The sequence below is a fragment of the Thalassobacillus sp. C254 genome (genome assembly GCF_001310615.1).
On the sequence record NZ_BAXQ01000001.1, the window covers coordinates 359,812 to 376,149 of the forward strand.

At 41.2% G+C, this 16,338-nt stretch carries 7 protein-coding genes, 7 pseudogenes and 1 other annotated feature; of the genes and pseudogenes, 1 reads left to right on the plus strand and 13 read right to left on the minus strand.

From position 1 onward, the window contains the following. Nucleotide 1: 1 nt before the first annotated feature. The 13 genes and pseudogenes from JCM19033_RS02040 to JCM19033_RS02095 all read right to left on the minus strand — a co-directional run bounded on the left by JCM19033_RS02040 (nucleotide 2) and on the right by JCM19033_RS02095 (nucleotide 16,004). The gene (locus JCM19033_RS02040) at nucleotides 2–610 is read right to left on the minus strand and encodes a TetR/AcrR family transcriptional regulator (protein WP_054635090.1); all 609 of its coding nucleotides are present in this window, start codon (nucleotides 608–610) and stop codon (nucleotides 2–4) included. Between the two features lie 124 nt (nucleotides 611–734). Further along, the gene (locus JCM19033_RS27860) at nucleotides 735–1,205 is read right to left on the minus strand and encodes a hypothetical protein (RefSeq protein ID WP_374701189.1); all 471 of its coding nucleotides are present in this window, start codon (nucleotides 1,203–1,205) and stop codon (nucleotides 735–737) included. Nucleotides 1,206–1,250: 45 nt separating this feature from the next. Further along, nucleotides 1,251–2,450: pseudogene (locus tag JCM19033_RS02045) on the minus strand (AMP-binding protein); the annotation flags it as partial. Between the two features lie 248 nt (nucleotides 2,451–2,698). After that, nucleotides 2,699–4,408: a long-chain-fatty-acid--CoA ligase gene (locus JCM19033_RS02050; protein WP_054635091.1), complete on the minus strand. Its 1,710-nt coding sequence runs from the start codon at nucleotides 4,406–4,408 to the stop codon at nucleotides 2,699–2,701. A gap of 298 nt (nucleotides 4,409–4,706) precedes the next feature. Further along, complete coding sequence (locus JCM19033_RS02055) at nucleotides 4,707–5,120, minus strand: DUF350 domain-containing protein (protein WP_054635154.1); 414 nt, start codon at nucleotides 5,118–5,120, stop codon at nucleotides 4,707–4,709. 34 nt (nucleotides 5,121–5,154) lie between these two features. Then, nucleotides 5,155–7,514, minus strand: a pseudogene (locus JCM19033_RS02060) (endonuclease MutS2). A 56-nt stretch (nucleotides 7,515–7,570) separates the two neighbouring features. Continuing rightward, nucleotides 7,571–9,304, minus strand: a pseudogene (gene polX, locus JCM19033_RS02065) (DNA polymerase/3'-5' exonuclease PolX). A gap of 93 nt (nucleotides 9,305–9,397) precedes the next feature. Then, nucleotides 9,398–9,936 (minus strand): annotated as a pseudogene (locus tag JCM19033_RS27865) (CvpA family protein). 2 nt (nucleotides 9,937–9,938) lie between these two features. Continuing rightward, nucleotides 9,939–10,202 carry a cell division protein ZapA gene (gene zapA, locus JCM19033_RS02075; RefSeq protein ID WP_054635092.1) on the minus strand — a complete coding sequence of 88 codons (264 nt, stop codon included), beginning with the start codon at nucleotides 10,200–10,202 and terminating at the stop codon, nucleotides 9,939–9,941. Nucleotides 10,203–10,513: 311 nt separating this feature from the next. Further along, nucleotides 10,514–12,933, minus strand: a pseudogene (gene pheT, locus JCM19033_RS02080) (phenylalanine--tRNA ligase subunit beta). 13 nt (nucleotides 12,934–12,946) lie between these two features. Beyond that, nucleotides 12,947–13,978 (minus strand): annotated as a pseudogene (gene pheS, locus JCM19033_RS02085) (phenylalanine--tRNA ligase subunit alpha). Nucleotides 13,979–14,042: 64 nt separating this feature from the next. Then, nucleotides 14,043–14,297, minus strand: a binding site (T-box leader). A 162-nt stretch (nucleotides 14,298–14,459) separates the two neighbouring features. Next, complete coding sequence (locus JCM19033_RS02090; protein ID WP_054635093.1) at nucleotides 14,460–14,882, minus strand: CBS domain-containing protein; 423 nt, start codon at nucleotides 14,880–14,882, stop codon at nucleotides 14,460–14,462. Between the two features lie 367 nt (nucleotides 14,883–15,249). After that, nucleotides 15,250–16,004: pseudogene (locus JCM19033_RS02095) on the minus strand (TrmH family RNA methyltransferase). A 121-nt stretch (nucleotides 16,005–16,125) separates the two neighbouring features. Here JCM19033_RS02095 and sspI point away from each other — a divergent pair. After that, entirely contained in the window at nucleotides 16,126–16,335 is a 210-nt protein-coding gene (gene sspI / locus JCM19033_RS02100) for a small acid-soluble spore protein SspI (protein WP_054635094.1), read from the plus strand. The last annotated feature ends 3 nt before the right edge of the window (nucleotides 16,336–16,338 follow it).

Consider the following 16,338-nt stretch of genomic DNA (forward strand, 5'->3'; position numbering starts at 1 on the left):
GTTACATTTCTACTGTGCTTTCAGCATTGGTTTTAAAACCATTTAAAAGCATAGAATAAACAGGTTCAGCTAATTCTTCCAGATCATATTTACATTCTTTCATAACCCAGTTTGTTACCACTTCATCTAATGTTCCAAAGACCATTTGTCTTGATAGCTTTTCGTTCAATGAAGAAGAAAAGCTTCCAGATTCCTTGCCTTCTATGATTACTTCTTCCATTAAAGATAAGTAATCCTTCAATATTTCATTAATCTGCTGACGCAAATCGCTGTGAGACTGCCTTAATTCTAATTGGGTAACCACAGCTAAATGCTTGTCAGCGGCCAATTGTTTAAAATGAAGCTTGATTAGGACCGACAGCTTTTCTGCAGCTGACTCCACTGTTGACAATTCCTCTCTGATTTTACTGACGAACGTGCCCATCTTTTCGTCAAAAAGTGAAATGAGGATGTCTTCTTTATTTTTAAAGTAGAGATAAATGGTGCCGTCTGCCACACCTGCCTCTTTGGCGATTTTTGATACTTGTGCGTGGTGGTAGCCATTTTTTGCAATAACACGAACGGCCGCTTCTATAATTTGTTCGTATTTCGGTCCTTTTCGTTTACTCATCTTAGTCTTCCTTTCTCCCATTCATTCTTTGCGATGTAATTCACGATGTAATGAATGACCGTTCATTCATCTTTCTTTTATTTTATGAAAACATTTATAAACTGTCAATCTTAATTCCAGGATTTCAGGAAGTTTTCTGATGACTCTTTTCTTTAGACTGTGCTCGTTTCTCTTTTTCCTCTTCCACTAGTACCCGGCGGAGAACCTTTCCCACCATGGTCTTAGGAAGCTCACTTCGAAATTCATATATCTTTGGAACTTTGTAGGAAGCAAGATTCTCTCTGCAATACTTGTTAAGTTCGCCTTCCGTGAGAGTCATTCCTTCCTTTGTTACGATAAAGGCTTTCACCGTTTCCCCGCGGTACGGGTCAGGCACTCCAATGACTACAGCTTCTTGAACTGCATGATGCTCATACAGTACCTCTTCAATCTCACGAGGATAGATATTAAATCCACTGGCAATAATCATATCCTTCTTCCGGTCAACAATGTAGAAAAAGCCCTCTTCATCCATGTAACCCATGTCTCCCGTTTTCAGCCATTCGTCAAAGAAAGTGGCAGCTGTTTCTTCTGGACGGTTCCAGTATCCCTTCATTACTTGCGGTCCTCTTATAATTAACTCCCCAATTTCTCCAGGCTCACCGAAGTCTTCACTTTCCTGTGAAAGGATCGCAGCGTCCGTATTGGGCCACGGAAGGCCAATACTTCCTTCTTTTCTCTCTCCCCAGATTAAATTACAGTGCGTTACCGGGGAACTTTCAGTTAAGCCAAATCCCTCTACAAGCTTGCCGCCCGTGACAGATTCAAATTGGTGCTGTACTTCCACGGGAAGCGGGGAAGAACCGCTGATACATGCCTTAATAGACGATAAGTCGTATTTCTCCAGGTCAGGGTGATTTAAAAGTGAGATATACATCGTTGGCGCACCTGAAGGTGGTAATCTTATGTTTCTGAACCATTTGTAGAACCTCTTTTGGATCAAACTTAGGGAGAATCACCATTTGTGATCCATTCATAACCGAAAGGTTCATGGAAACTGTCATACCGTAAACATGGAAAAAAGGGAGAACAGCTAATGTTTTTTCCTTTCCTTTTTCCATTTGATACATCCAGCTTAAACATTGAGTAGTGTTAGCTACTAAGTTATAGTGCGATAGCATAACACCTTTCGCAAGACCAGTAGTCCCTCCGGTATATTGTAGAAGGGCTAGATCTTCAACTGGATCCACCTCATCCTCGATTTCCTTAAAGGATCCTTTTTTCAGCAAGGATGAAAAAGAGTGGATAAAATGATTGTAGGAAATATCTACTTTAACCTTTGCACTTTTTCTTTGCGTTAGTGGGTATAACACATTTTTTGGGAAAGGCAGGCAGTCTTTTATTTTTGTTACGACAATATGTTCAAGCTGTGTCTCTTCCTTAACTTTCATCACACGGGGGTAAAGTAAATCCAGACAGATCATAACCTTAGCTCCTGAATCAGTCATCTGATGTAAGACTCCCGCTCCATGTAAAGGGGATTAGTCTGCACTACCACTGCTCCTGCTAACAATGTTCCATAATAACTAATGACAGACTGGGGAGTGTTAGGAAGCATGATGGCTACCCGATCACCTTTCTTTACCCCCAGGTCTTGAAGTTGACCGGCAAATGTAACAGACTCTTCATACAGCTCCAAATATGTCCACTCTTTCCCATAAAAATACAGGGCTTTATGATTTGGATACTCTTCTGCCGTTTGTTTTAAAAAGGATTGAAGAGTTCTTTTTGGATATTCAATATTTGTTGAAATTTCAGGCGGATATTTAGCTTCCCATTGTCTCTGCAGTTCTTTTACCATTCAAGATCCTCCCTCACCCTCTCCTCTCTAAAGGTATTTCTCCTCTATCCCCATTGTACTGAATAGTCGTTCATTTTTAAATCCTTTTTTACAATTTTTTTATAATGATGCCTGGCACCAGCTCTCATTGTCATATTACTTTCCAATGACAAAAGATGCCCACTTGAACTTGTTACAGACTCGGATTGGTGCCTGGCACCTCTCCATCTGTAATAAATAAACCGCCGATGGGACGGCGGCTTATATCATTAGCTTCCTTTTTTTAATGAATCCTCATTTTCTTTACGCTTTTTTTCTTCCTCTTCCACAAGCGCCCGACGAAGGATTTTTCCAACCATTGTCTTTGGAAGCTCTTCTTTAAATTCATATAAACGAGGCACTTTAAATGCAGCTAAATTTTCCCGGCAGAACTTTTCAAGTTCTTCTTCTGTTACGTTTTTCCCTTTTTTTAGTACGATAAATGCTTTCACGGTTTCTCCTCTATACGTGTCAGGCACACCGATTACGGCTGCTTCCTGAACGGCTTCATGTTCGTACAGCACTTCCTCTATCTCTCTTGGATAAATGTTAAAGCCACCAGCAATAATCATGTCTTTTTTCCGATCTACGATATAAAAGTATCCTTCTTCATCCATGTAACCCATATCGCCTGTTAAAAACCAGTCTTCCTTAAAAGAGGCAGCTGTATCCTCAGGCTTGTTGTAATAACCTTTCATTACCTGCGGTCCCCTGATCATAAGTTCACCTATTTCACCTGGCTCAGCTGTTTCACCTGTTTCTGCCGAAAGAACGGCCACCTCAGTATCAGGCCATGGCACCCCTATGCTTCCAGCTTTCCTTTTCCCCCAAATCGGGGTGGAAACAGCTACAGGGGATGTTTCTGTTAATCCATACCCCTCGACCAGTTTTCCGCCAGTCAGCTTCTCAAACTGCTGTTGAACCTCCACTGGAAGAGGCGCCGAACCGCTGAGACATGCTTCAATAGAAGAGAGGTCATACTTCTCGATGTCAGGTTCATTAATAAGACCGACATACATAGTAGGAGCTCCAGGGAACAGACTTACCTTATGTTTTTGAATCGCCTTTAACACTTGCTTCGGGTCAAATTTAGGAAGGATAATCATTTTCGTCAAATACATGATAGATAAATTCATTACAACGGTCATACCGTACACATGAAAAAATGGTAATGCAGCCAGAACCCGTTCTTCTCCTTTTTTCATTTTGTACATCCATGCCCTGCATTGAAGCGTATTTGCTACCAGGTTGTAATGAGTAAGCATCACACCTTTTGCCGGTCCTGTGGTCCCCCCGGTGTATTGTAATAAGGCAAGATCTTCTTTTGGGTCAATCGGTATATCAAGTTCCTTCTCCTCCCCCGCTGAAAGAAGAGACGGAAAATGGAGTGTTTTGCTGTTATACGAAATATTAACCTTGATACCGGTGTTCTTTTTCTGCACGAAAGGATAAATTACATTTTTAGGGAAAGGCAGGTAATCCTTAATACTAGTTACCACAACATATTCTAAAGAAGTTTTTCTCCATACCTTTTCTACTCTGGGGTAAAGAATATCAAGACATACCATAACCTTTGCACCAGAATCGATCATTTGGTGCTCAATCTCCCGTTCGACGTATAAAGGATTTGTTTGTACTACCACGGCCCCTGCTAATAAAGCGCCGTAATAACAAATAACCGATTGAGGGGTGTTGGCAAGCATAATGGCAACACGATCTCCCTTATTCACTCCAAGGCTTTGCAGTTGATTCGCAAATCTCAGAGCATCTCCGTAGACTTCTTTATAGGTCATATCCTTACCCATAAAATGAAAAGCTTGTTTTTCAGGATTCTCACGTGCTGCTTCTTGTAAAAATGATTGCAAAGAACGATTTTCATACTCTAGAGTTGAAGGTATCTCCTGCGGGTAACTTTCCAGCCATAATTTTTCCTTTACCATTTCCCCATCTCCTTTTATTTTAAAGTCCTCCTTCTTTTTAAAACTCCTCCCTTATACTTACATTCTAATGGAAGCGTTTACAATTTTAAACTGGTTATTTTAAATTTTTTGACTAATTATAATGAATATTCGAAATAATAAGATGAAAGGAGGACTCTCCTCCCTGTTTTTCCAAAACTATACGAAAAATGTTAAGTAAATAACCCCTGCCAACATAAATCCGATACAACAAACAATTAAGACTTTCCATAGTGTTTCCACAACTGATCCTCCTCATCCTAAATCAAGCTCTCTTTCGTTACATCGAATTAATTCCTCCCCCGATAACAAAAGAAAGCCCTGTTGACAAAACAAAGGCGATAAATCCTACTGCCTTATTTCCATTTTCTATTTCCTCATCCACTTTAAACATTGGAGTTAAAAATTCAAATATCAAGTATCCTAACATAAGCAAAGCAAACCCGAATGCTCCCCATACTGACATGAGCAAAATAGAATCGTTATGCAAGATAGAAAAGTGGAAGATATTTGCTACTCCAAATATCTTCCCGCCTGTAGCGAGAGCTACGGCCATGTTTCCCGCTTTGATTTGTTCCCAATTTTTATAGGGAGTTAAAAATTCGAAAATAGTCAGGCATACGATCAATGCCAATACCGCTACACTGTATTGGCCTGCTGTTTGTATAAATGGGTTTTCAAATAGCTCCTCCACGTCTGCCACCAGCCCTCTATAAGTGTAAAGGCTATTATTTTAAATCTACCACTGTATTACCAAGCCCGCCCTCATTCATACCTCCGTCACGAGTTCCGCTCACACTCGGGTGTTTTTTTAACAAGTCCTTTACGCCTTTACGCAAAGCCCCCGTTCCTTTTCCGTGAATGATATGAACCTGGTTGTACCCGGCAAGAACAGCTTCATCTAAATACTTCTCTACTTTTCTCATCGCTTCATCGAAGCGTTCTCCACGCAGATCAAGTTCTGGTTTTACTGCTTGTCCTGCCGAAGACACGGAAGCTATCGGCTTAGGCTGAGATTTAGCCGTTTCCCCTTTAACCTTCTCCATGTCTTCTTTTTTTACGTTCATTTTCATAATTCCTAATTGTACCTGAAACTCCGTCTCGTTTACCTGCTTAATAATCTGCCCCTTTTGGCCGAAGCTCAATACTTTTACCTCATCTCCGGGGTGAAGGGCTTCCTTTTTCTTAGCTTGCTTTTTTATTTGTTTTGTTTTGGGGGTAAGTTCGGGCGCTGCTTTATCCATTCGTTTTTTTGCACTGATAAGTTCATGCTCTTTAACAGACAGCCCTTCTTTTTGTAAACGCCGCAAGTCACTGATAATGCTTTCCGCTTCTTTTCGTGCCTTTTTCACTTCTTTTTCAGCTTTATCTTCAGCTTCCTTTAAGATGCCTGACCTTTTCTCTTCCACTTCTGCCAGCTTATGCTCAAGCTCTTCATGAAGCTTTTCTGCTTCCCTGCGATGAGCCTCGGCTTCCTCTCTTTCCATTTCAGCAGCTTTTCGTCTTTCATCAAGTGAGGTGATCATCTGCTCCACTTGACGTGAATCAGCTGTTACTTCGTTCTCTGCAGCTGCAATGATCGATTCGTCCAGCCCGAGGCGCCGGGAAATCGCAAAAGCGTTGCTTCGGCCCGGCACACCGATAAGGAGACGATACGTTGGACTTAAAGTTTCAACATTAAATTCCACACTTGCATTCATTACGCCTTTTCGATTGTAAGCATATCCCTTGAGTTCACTGTAGTGAGTAGTCGCTACTAACTTAGCACCAGTACTGTACACATAGTCCAGAATTGAAACAGCCAGGGCAGCTCCTTCCGTCGGATCAGTTCCTGCCCCTATTTCATCAAATAGAACCAGGCTTTTATGATCGACATGTTTTAAAATGTTTACGATATTAGTCATATGTGAAGAAAATGTGCTTAAATTTTGTTCAATGGACTGTTCATCTCCAATATCAGCAAAAACCTGAGAAAAAACCGAAGCTTCGGACCCTTCTTCTACCGGAAGGAAAAGGCCGGATTGAGCCATTAAAGAGAGCAGGCCTACTGTTTTCAAAGTGACTGTCTTTCCTCCGGTATTCGGACCGGTTATAATCAAGGAAGAAAATGAGCCTCCAAGCTCTACATCAATAGGCACGACCTCCTCTTCGGAAAGAAGAGGATGACGGGCTTTCAGAAATTCAAGGCGGCCATCCTCATTTAAAGAAGGCTGCGTTCCCTTAATTTCTTTTGCATAGTATGCTTTCGCAAAAAGAAAATCAAGCTCAGCAAGCACTTCAATATTGCTGAGCAGCTCCTCTCCATGCTCATTTATTAATCCTGATAACTCCATGAGTATCCGTTCAATTTCCTGTCTTTCTTTCACTCGTGCTTCTCTTAGCAGGTTATTGATTGAAACCACAGATTGAGGCTCGATAAATAATGTAGCTCCAGATGATGACTGGTCATGAACGATTCCTCCAAAAGCCCCTCTGTATTCTTGCTTTACTGGAATCACATACCTGTCATTTCTTATTGTCACTATCGTGTCAGAGAGTTTCTTTTGATTGCTGGAAGACCGGATTATTTGATCCAGCTTGGATCGCACCGAAGATTCATGACTTCTGATATTTTGTCTTATATTTCTCAAAGAATCACTTGCAGAATCAAGAACCTCAGAATGCTCATCAATACACTGTTTAATGCTTTTTTCAACCTCTGTTAATGGAATGATGGCGCTTGTTAACTCATCTAATAAAGGTAAAGACACTTCCTCTTCAACCATGTTTTGAATGAATGTGCGCAAGCGTCTGCCGCCATAGATAGTATCTGCCACATCCCGTAACTCTTCGGCGTTGAGCATACCACCAATATTCGCACGCTTAATTTGTGGCTGGATATCATGGATCCCCCAAGAGGAGCCTGTCCCTTTAAACGAAGAACTTTTGTACCTTCATACGTTCGCTTTTGCTCTCTCTTCACGGTTTCAAGATCCGTTAAAGGCTGTAGTTCCTCTGCTTTTTTTCTTCCAAGGGAAGAAGCAATATGGGCTTTAAGCTGTTGTTTCATTTTGTCATATTCTAATACACGCAGCACTCTTTCTAACAAAAAGCCTCCTCCTTTTCCAGCATTTCACACATTTGTTTTCTTTACTTGTCATTCTTTTACTTCTCTCCTGAGTTGTTTTGCTTTTTATTTACAAACGATAGAAAGTCATCTTTTGACCAGGTGTTCAGAACTTGATCTTTTGTCAGCATGGCCTTACGTGCAAACCCTGTTCCAACCTCCATAAATTTAAAGGTGCTGGTTTGGTGGGAATCCGTATTGATAGAAATGACAGCTCCCTTTTCAGCCGCCAATTTCAGCCACTTAGCAGACAAGTCCAGCCTGTGAGGATTCGCATTCAATTCTAAGGCTGTTCCTGTCTTGGCGGCTTTTTCAATTAACTGTTCTACATCTACATCATAACCTTCACGCGTCCGATCAACCTTCCCGTAGGATGAGCAATCAGATTTACGTAAGGATTTGTTAAAGCAGTTTCCAGCCTTTTCATAATCGTTTCTCTTTTTTGAGAAAAAGAGGAATGAATGGAAGCAATGACAAAATCAAGCTCCTTTAATGTCTCGTCCTCAAAGTCCAAAGTACCATCGGTCGAATATCCATTTCAATTCCAGAAAAATCGTGATATCATCCATCGCTTCGTTAACACGTTGAATTTCTTCTTGCTGCCTTTTCAATCGGTCTTCATTCAGGCCATTAGCAACCTGAAGAAATTTAGAGTGATCGGTAATCGCAATATATTCATAACCTCTTTCACGGGCTGCCTCAGCCATTTCCTTTACAGAATAACCACCGTCGCTCCACGTTGTATGCATATGAAGGTCAGCGCGTATGTCATTTATTTGAAGTAATTTCTTTGGTTCTTTAAAAATTTCTGTTTCATGAAGGCCGCTTCTCGCTTCGGGAGGGATATAATGCAGGTTAAAATGCTTATAAAATTCTTTTTCTGAAGCAAAGGTTTTCACTTTGCCCGAATCCAGAGATTCAACTCCATACTCACTCACTTTCTCTCCCTGTGCTTTCGCGAGCTGCCTCATAAGAACGTTGTGTTCTTTTGATCCTGTAAAATGATGAAGGGTGGTGGCAAATTCTTCATCCTTTACTAAGCGAAAGTCAATTCCTACGGTAAAATCAAATGAAACTTCCAAAGAAACCTTTGAGGTCCCATCAGCAATAATATTGGTTACGCTCTCCATTTCTACAAGCTGTCTTCTTACCTCTTCTGCATCTTCTACTGCAATAATGTAATCAAGATCCTTGACAGTTTCTTCTATACGCCGAAGACTCCCTGCTCTTTCATATCTAATTATGCCTTTTAGGTCTTCCAGCCTTGCGTCCACCCAGTCCGCGATTTCCATCATATATGCCAGAGGAAGCCTCTCCGGTCTAGAGCCGATTTCTTCAATCGTAGCCAGTATTTTTTCCTCAGATTTCGCACCAAACCCGGAAAGCTTTTGCACCTTTTCTTCCTCACACGCTGCTCTTAATGTCTGCACATCTACCACACCAAGTTCTTGATAAAGCCGTCCAATCTTTTTCCCACCAAGACCTGGAAGCTTTAACAAAGCAAGAAGTCCTTCTGGTATATCTTTTTTCAGCTCTTCTAAAAGCTCCGAGGTACCTGTTTCTCTTAATTCTTCAATAACAGAAGCCGTCCCTTTGCCGATGCCGGACAGTTCAGAAGGATCGTGAATTTCACCAAGTGTCCGTTCATCTTTTTCAAGAGCTCCGGCAGCTTTCCGGTAAGCGGATACTTTAAAAGGATTTTCACCCTTGATTTCCATATAAACAGCTATTTTTTCCAAAAGCTGAATCATTTCCTTTTTATTCATCCTGATCCCCTTTTCTACTCATAATCTTGATCTATCATGCATCATCTTGCTATCTTAATACATGAAAAAGCTTCTCACCTGCGAGAGAAGCATTGTTATCTATATACCCTGAGACCATAAATTTTGCAGCCAATCAGACAATATAGGTGTATTTTCAACCATTAATCTGGCCATGGAAGAATTAGCGATACTTTCCTGAATAAAATCAACAGGCAGCAGTGCTGCGGCAATTAAAAGAATAAAAATAATCAAGTATGTTTCCAACAGACCAAGAATGCCCCCAAGCCAGCGATTAAAGGTGCGAAGAATAGGGATGTGAGAGACAAAATCAAGCATGGAGCCTATGATTTGTAAAAGAATCTTGGTGATAAAAAAAGCAAAACGAAAGAGATCCCTGCATAATAGACTGATTCAAAGTCAAAAGATGAGATCAACATGGCTACAGTACCGTTATCAGTAGAGAAGTGCGGATAAGGAAGCCACAGTCTTAGGAATTCAGCAACATCTCTATAAAAAATATAAGCAACAAAGAAAGAAATAAATATACTGACAAGGTGAACCAGCTGCAGCACGAATCCACGCCGGAGACCTATCAAAAAGCTCATAAACAAAAATAATATAATTAACAAACTAAGCATAATTATCGATCCTTTTCCTTCTCTTCATTTTCATACTCTTTTAGTTTCTCTAAGAGCTTTAAATGCTCATCAACTAAATTTATGGAAGTGAGTACCGCAAGCTTTGTCGTATCTAAGTAGGGATTGCTGTTCTTTATTTCTCTCATCTTATGATCCACGTATTCTGCAACACGTACTACGTGGCTTGATGATTCTTTGCCGACAATGGTATATTGCTGGCCATATATACTAACTGTTGTTCTTTGTTTTTTATTTCCTTCAGACACCGATAAGCCCCCTATTCTCTCCAAAATCCCTAGCTTTTATCATAACAGAATAAAAGAAAGGATGAAAATTATTCTCCTTTCCGTCACGTGCTAAGAGATGTATTTCCCTGCTTAGTACATGTTAAATCATTATCATCTTCACTTATCTATTATTTTACCATAGGGTAAAAGTTCACTAAGACAAAATTACTCCATTTTTACTCTTTTTCGACATCCATCTCTTAAATCCTTTCTTTCGTCAAGGATGACTGCAGAAACAATAAAAAAGCTTCCTCCAATCAAAGGAGGAAGCTCTTTTTCACTTATGATTCTTATGCTCTTAACACAGCGCCTACGTTACTTTTTAATTCTTCAAGGACATGTTCATGTACCTTTGTTACTTCTTCATCAGTCAATGTCCGTTCAGGATCAAGGTAGAGCAGTGAAAAGGCAAGAGATTTCTTTCCTTCTTCCATATGCTCCCCTTGATACAAATCAAAAAGATTTACTTTTCGCAGGAGAGAACCTCCAGCTTTTCTAATAACTGCTTTCACTTCACCAGCAGGTATATCCTCATTAAGGACCAGGGCGATATCTCTTCCTATCGAAGGATAGCGAGGAAGCGTTTGATAACGAAGGTTTTCGCCTTTAAAAGAAAGAATAAATTGGAGATTTACCTGGAAAACGTACGTTTCTTTTATATCGTACAGTTTTTCGAGTGAAGGATGAACTTGCCCTATGAAACCTGCATGCTCTCCACCAAGCAGTATTTCTGCTGTTCTTCCTGGATGCATATCTTCCAGTTTCAGCGGCTTGAATGATATTTCATTTTCCAGGCCCAGTTCTTCGAACATACCTTCCAGTATGCCTTTAAGAACATAAAAGTCAACTTCCTTCTTCTCTCCCTGCCACATATGAGTTTCCCACAGACCAGTAATTGCACCAGCGAGCATCTCCTTTTCTTCAGGCTGTTCTGCCAGCTGTTTCTGATCAGTCAGGAAAATAGAACCTACCTCAAAGATAGCAGCGTTATGAAGCTGCCGATTATGATTATACTGAATAGCATCTATTATATGAGGGAGGAGGCTTGTTCTCATTACACTTCGTTCTTCACTCATAGGCATTGAAACGTTTACAGTATGCTCTGTTTTTTCAGTCGCAAACCTGTTCACTTTTTCAGGGCTTGTTAATGAGTAATTAATCGTTTCATGAAGTCCGCTGCTTTCCAAATATCTGCGGATCTGTCTTCTTTTTGCCTGATAGTCGGTAAGGGAACCGGGTGTCGTGGCTCCTGCCGGCAATGTTGTTGGGATATAGTCATAACCATACAAACGTGCGACTTCCTCCACTAGATCCTCTTCAATTCTTAAATCAGCCGTCTTGATGGAATGCTGACTTCAAGAGAATGCTCTTGTTCGGTAACATCAAGGCGAAGGCGTCTGAAAATATCAATCATATCACTTTGAGACAGTTCCATTCCTAAAAGACTGTTTATACGAGTAACTGTAGTAGTAATCACAGGCTTTGATTTGTCACGGCTATCTTTCTCTACTGTCCCTTCAAGGACTTTGCCGCCTGCAAGGTCTTCCATAAGCTTTGCTGCTCTTTCTGCTGCCTGCTCTACCCGGAATAGGTCAATTCCTTTTTCAAATCTGCTGCTCGATTCACTCCGCAGACTATGATCCCTTGAAGCTTTTCGAACTAAAGATGGGTTAAAGTACGCGGCTTCCAGAAGGACAGTCTTTGTCTCACTTGTCACCTCTGAAAAAGCTCCTCCCATCACCCCAGCTAAAGCCGTGGCTTCCTTGCCATTTGTAATAACTAAATGATCCGGCGATAATGTTCTTTCTTCCTCATCAAGAGTGGTTATTTTCTCTCCTTCTTTGGCCCGGCGTACAACAATCTCAGAAGAACCAAAACGGTCATAATCAAAAGCGTGTAGAGGCTGACCATATTCTAATAGCACAAAGTTAGTAATGTCCACTACATTATTAATCGGTCTGATTCCAGCAGCAACCAGACGGTTTTGAAGCCAAAGGGGAGAAGGGGAAATAGTTACATCCTTAATCACTTTAGCACCATAGTATGGATTATCCTCACCATTTTCCACTTCAACTGACACGAAGTTTGAAGTCTTCTCTTCATCTTCATGATGGATGGTATCCGGCAATTTCACTTGACGGTCTAACAGGGCAGCCATCTCATAAGCTACACCGATCATGCTTAGACAATCAGCACGGTTAGGTGTTAAATCAAGCTCCAGCACAGTATCATTCAGGCTCAATGCCTCAAGAGCATCAGCACCCTCTTCGACCTCCTGAGGATAAACAAAAATACCGTCAGCAAACTCTTTTGCCACTAATTTTGGTTCTACACCAAGCTCCTGCAAGGAACAGATCATTCCTTCTGATGATTCGCCTCTAAGCTTTGTTCGTTTTATTTTTACTCCTCCAGGCAGTTTAGCGCCTGGTTTTGCAACGGCCACCTTTTGGCCTGCAGCCACGTTAGGAGCCCCGCACACAATTTGAGAAACTTCTTCCCCAATTTTAACCTGACAAAGATTTAGTTTATCAGCATTTGGATGTTGTTCACAAGAAGTCACACTACCTATAACTACGTTTTCAACTCCTTGGTTTAATTCATGAAGAATATCTACTTCTACCCCGCCTCTTGTCAGCTTTTCAGCGACTTCAGACGGAGTCATATCAGATAGATCTATATAATCCTGTAACCAGCGATATGAGACTAACATGCCTATTTCCTCCTTATGAGCGTTTGAACTGTTCTAAAAACCGTAAATCGTTTGTATAAAAATGTCTGATGTCATCAATTCCATAGCGAAGAAGAGCAAATCGTTCTACACCCATTCCAAATGCAAAGCCACTGTACTCCTCTGGATCAAACCCACTCATTTCTAACACTCGTGGATGAACCATTCCGGCTCCTAACACTTCAATCCATCCTGAATGCTTACAAACCCGGCATCCTTGTCCCTGGCACAAACCGCAAGAGACGTCTACTTCTACAGATGGTTCTGTGAATGGAAAGAAACTAGGGCGAAGCTGATACTGCGGTCTGGACCGAAATACTTCTTTACAAATGTCTCTAATACCCCTTTAAGGTCACTCATCTTTACATCTTTATCGACGTACAATCCTTCGATTTGCATAAACTGGTGAGAATGAGTGGCATCATCATCATCTCGGCGGTAGACCTTACCCGGGCAAACGATCTTAACAGGACCTTTGCCCTCATGCTTTTCCATTGTTCTTGCCTGTACCGGAGAAGTTTGGGTTCGCAGCAGCAAATCCGGTGTAATATAAAATGAGTCCTGCATGTCACGAGCCGGGTGATCTTTCGGGAGATTTAACTTTTCAAAGTTATAATAATCAGTTTCTACTTCCGGACCTCTGTCACTTTAAATCCCATGCCAATAAAAATGTCCTCAACCTCTTCAACCACTGCTGTTAAAGGATGACGAGCTCCTTTTTTATCGGGCGCCCAGGAAGAGTAACATCTATGCTCTCTGATGAAAGCTTTTCCTCTAATGCTTTCTCTTCGAGTCCTTTTGTTCTCTCCTCCAGTCTTGCCTGTATAGCTTCTCGAACTTCATTTGCCTTTTGGCCGACCTTTGGACGTTCCTCTGCTGAGAGCTTTCCCATTCCCCGCAGCACTTCTGTAATAGGACCTTTTTTCCCAAGATACTTCACTCGCATGGCTTCTAGCTCTTTTACACTCGCAGCTTCTTCTACCTGTTGCAATGCTTCTTCTTCTAATTCTTCTAATCGCTCAATCAAGCTGCTTGCCTCCTTTATCTCATTTCGTATACTATAATTTCCCACAAAAAAACCCCCCTCCCTGGAAAGGGACGAAGGTTTCGGTCGCGGTACCACCCTTTTTAACCGTTTGCTTCAGCTTATTTTATGTAAACGGTTCGCTTCATTTTGATAACGGTTTGTATAAAACCGATGCTGCCTTAATAAGCTCAAGGAACTCATCATCCGGCGCGACTCTGGAGTGAATTCAACAGCTTGTTCATAGAAATGCTTCCAGTTTATAACATTTCCTCCCTGTATGAACAAATTCCTGCCTACTACTCTCCATCGCAGTCTTTAGGGTGTTAAATTGTGATTCAATTATAGAAAAGTTTAGCCTTCATTGCAAGCTTTCCTTTTCATTCAATTATCCAGGACTTCTCTCAGCTCAATGATCAGCCGCCACGGGGTCAATCATTCCATTAAAAAAGAGCACCAGCATTCACTGGTACTCCGTATCTAATTATTGATCACGCTTTGACCCTTGCATAATATCATCAAGCGCTGCTTTTGCTTGTTCTTTCGTGTGTTCATCAACAGCTATGTCACCTAATGTGATGATACCCACGATATCATCATTTTCTTTCACAGGAAGGCGACGGATCTTGTGTTCTTCCATTAGCTGTGCTACTTCTTTAACATCCATTTCTGGTGAAGCCGTCACCAGATCAGAACTCATGATATCTCCAGCCTGAGAAGAAGGTGAATCTTCCGCCACATAACGGATAACGATATCCCGGTCGGTAATGGTCCCTACAAGTTTATTATTGTCCACTACCGGAATAGAACCTACATTCAGTTCCTTCATTTTCTTTGCAACATCAGCTACATTATCATTCACTTGGCATACATCAACATTGGCACTCATAACTTCTCTTACATTCATGATTACATGCCTCCTCTGGAATGGTTTCAATAATGCCTTTCCCAGAGTGAAAAGGAGTTAAAACTAAAAACCAATCCTTCCCAAAAGATAGGAAATTTTACCTCCTCTCTCTTTCTCCTCCATACTAAAAAACAGGCAAATGTTGATTTATTTGATTCTTTGGGAAGAGCATGAGCCGAAGATTTCCTCTTCCCGAGGAAGGTGAGACAGTGACCAGGACATAGGGAAACACCTTGAATGAGAGAGTAGGGAAGCTTGAATGGATGTGCACATGTCCCTATAGGGGGAAGTGTGCGTCCTTTATCGAAAATCAAAAAATGTTAAAAATCCACTGAAAGTATAATTCTCCCCTCAATGAAAGCCAATACTACCCCCTCAGGTGATACAGTAAAATCCCCGCTGCTACAGCAGCGTTTAAAGACTCGGCTTTTCCGTGAATCGGTATATATAAATTCTGATCGGATTTGGCCAGCAGGAATTCACTAACTCCGCTTCCTTCATTACCAATAAGCAGGGCAAAAGTTTCCTGAGGTTCAATAGCTGTGTGAGTAGTCCCCATTTCAATTCCCGTTCCAAACACCGGAATATTCTTTTTCTTGCATTTCTCTATCCAGTCTTCCAGGTCTCCTCTTACGATTGGAAGGTGGAATACGGAGCCTGGGTAGATCGAAGAACTTTATCATTATAGAGATCTACTGTCCCCTCTCCCAAAATGACAGCGGTCAACCCGGCTGCATCTGCAGTGCGAATAATTGTCCCTAGATTCCCAGGATCCTGAATGCCGTCAATAAAAAGGTAACGCCCCTGCTCCAGCGTTAAGTTGGAGACCGCCGTCATATTGCAAACCGCAGCTACGCCTTGAGGCGTTTCAGTGGCACTCATCTCTTTCATAACAGCTTCCGGGACAAAAGTGACTGGTATATCTTTAAAATCCCATGAGGAAGGAACACTAAATTCCTCCTCTAAAAAAACCTCCTGAACCGCGGCCTCATAATGTAATGCTTCTTCCACTAAGTGGGGACCCTCTATAAAAAATTGATTATCTTTTTCACGCTGTTTTCGTTTATGAAGTCTTTTTATGTGTTTAATCTTTGGATTTTTTGCTGACTCAATCCTTTTCATAACAAGCCGCTCCTTATGTGAATTTTTTCTTCTATTACATATTTACCCTTTATTTAGGAATACTATGGCTATCTTTAATAAGTAACATATCTAATATTATCAAAAAAGGGAGGAAGCTTACATGTCCTTTAATTTACGTCAAGCAATTTTAGCTAATGTTTCTGGAAGCAGCGAACAGGAAGTTGAGGCTACAATTTCTGATGCACTTCAAAACGGGGAAGAAAAAATGCTCCCAGGTCTAGGAGTGCTCTTTGAAGTGTATTGGCGCCAGGCAAGCGAGGATGACAAAGAACAAGTCATTCAGCAGATCAGTGAAGGTCTGCAGCAGTAAGGA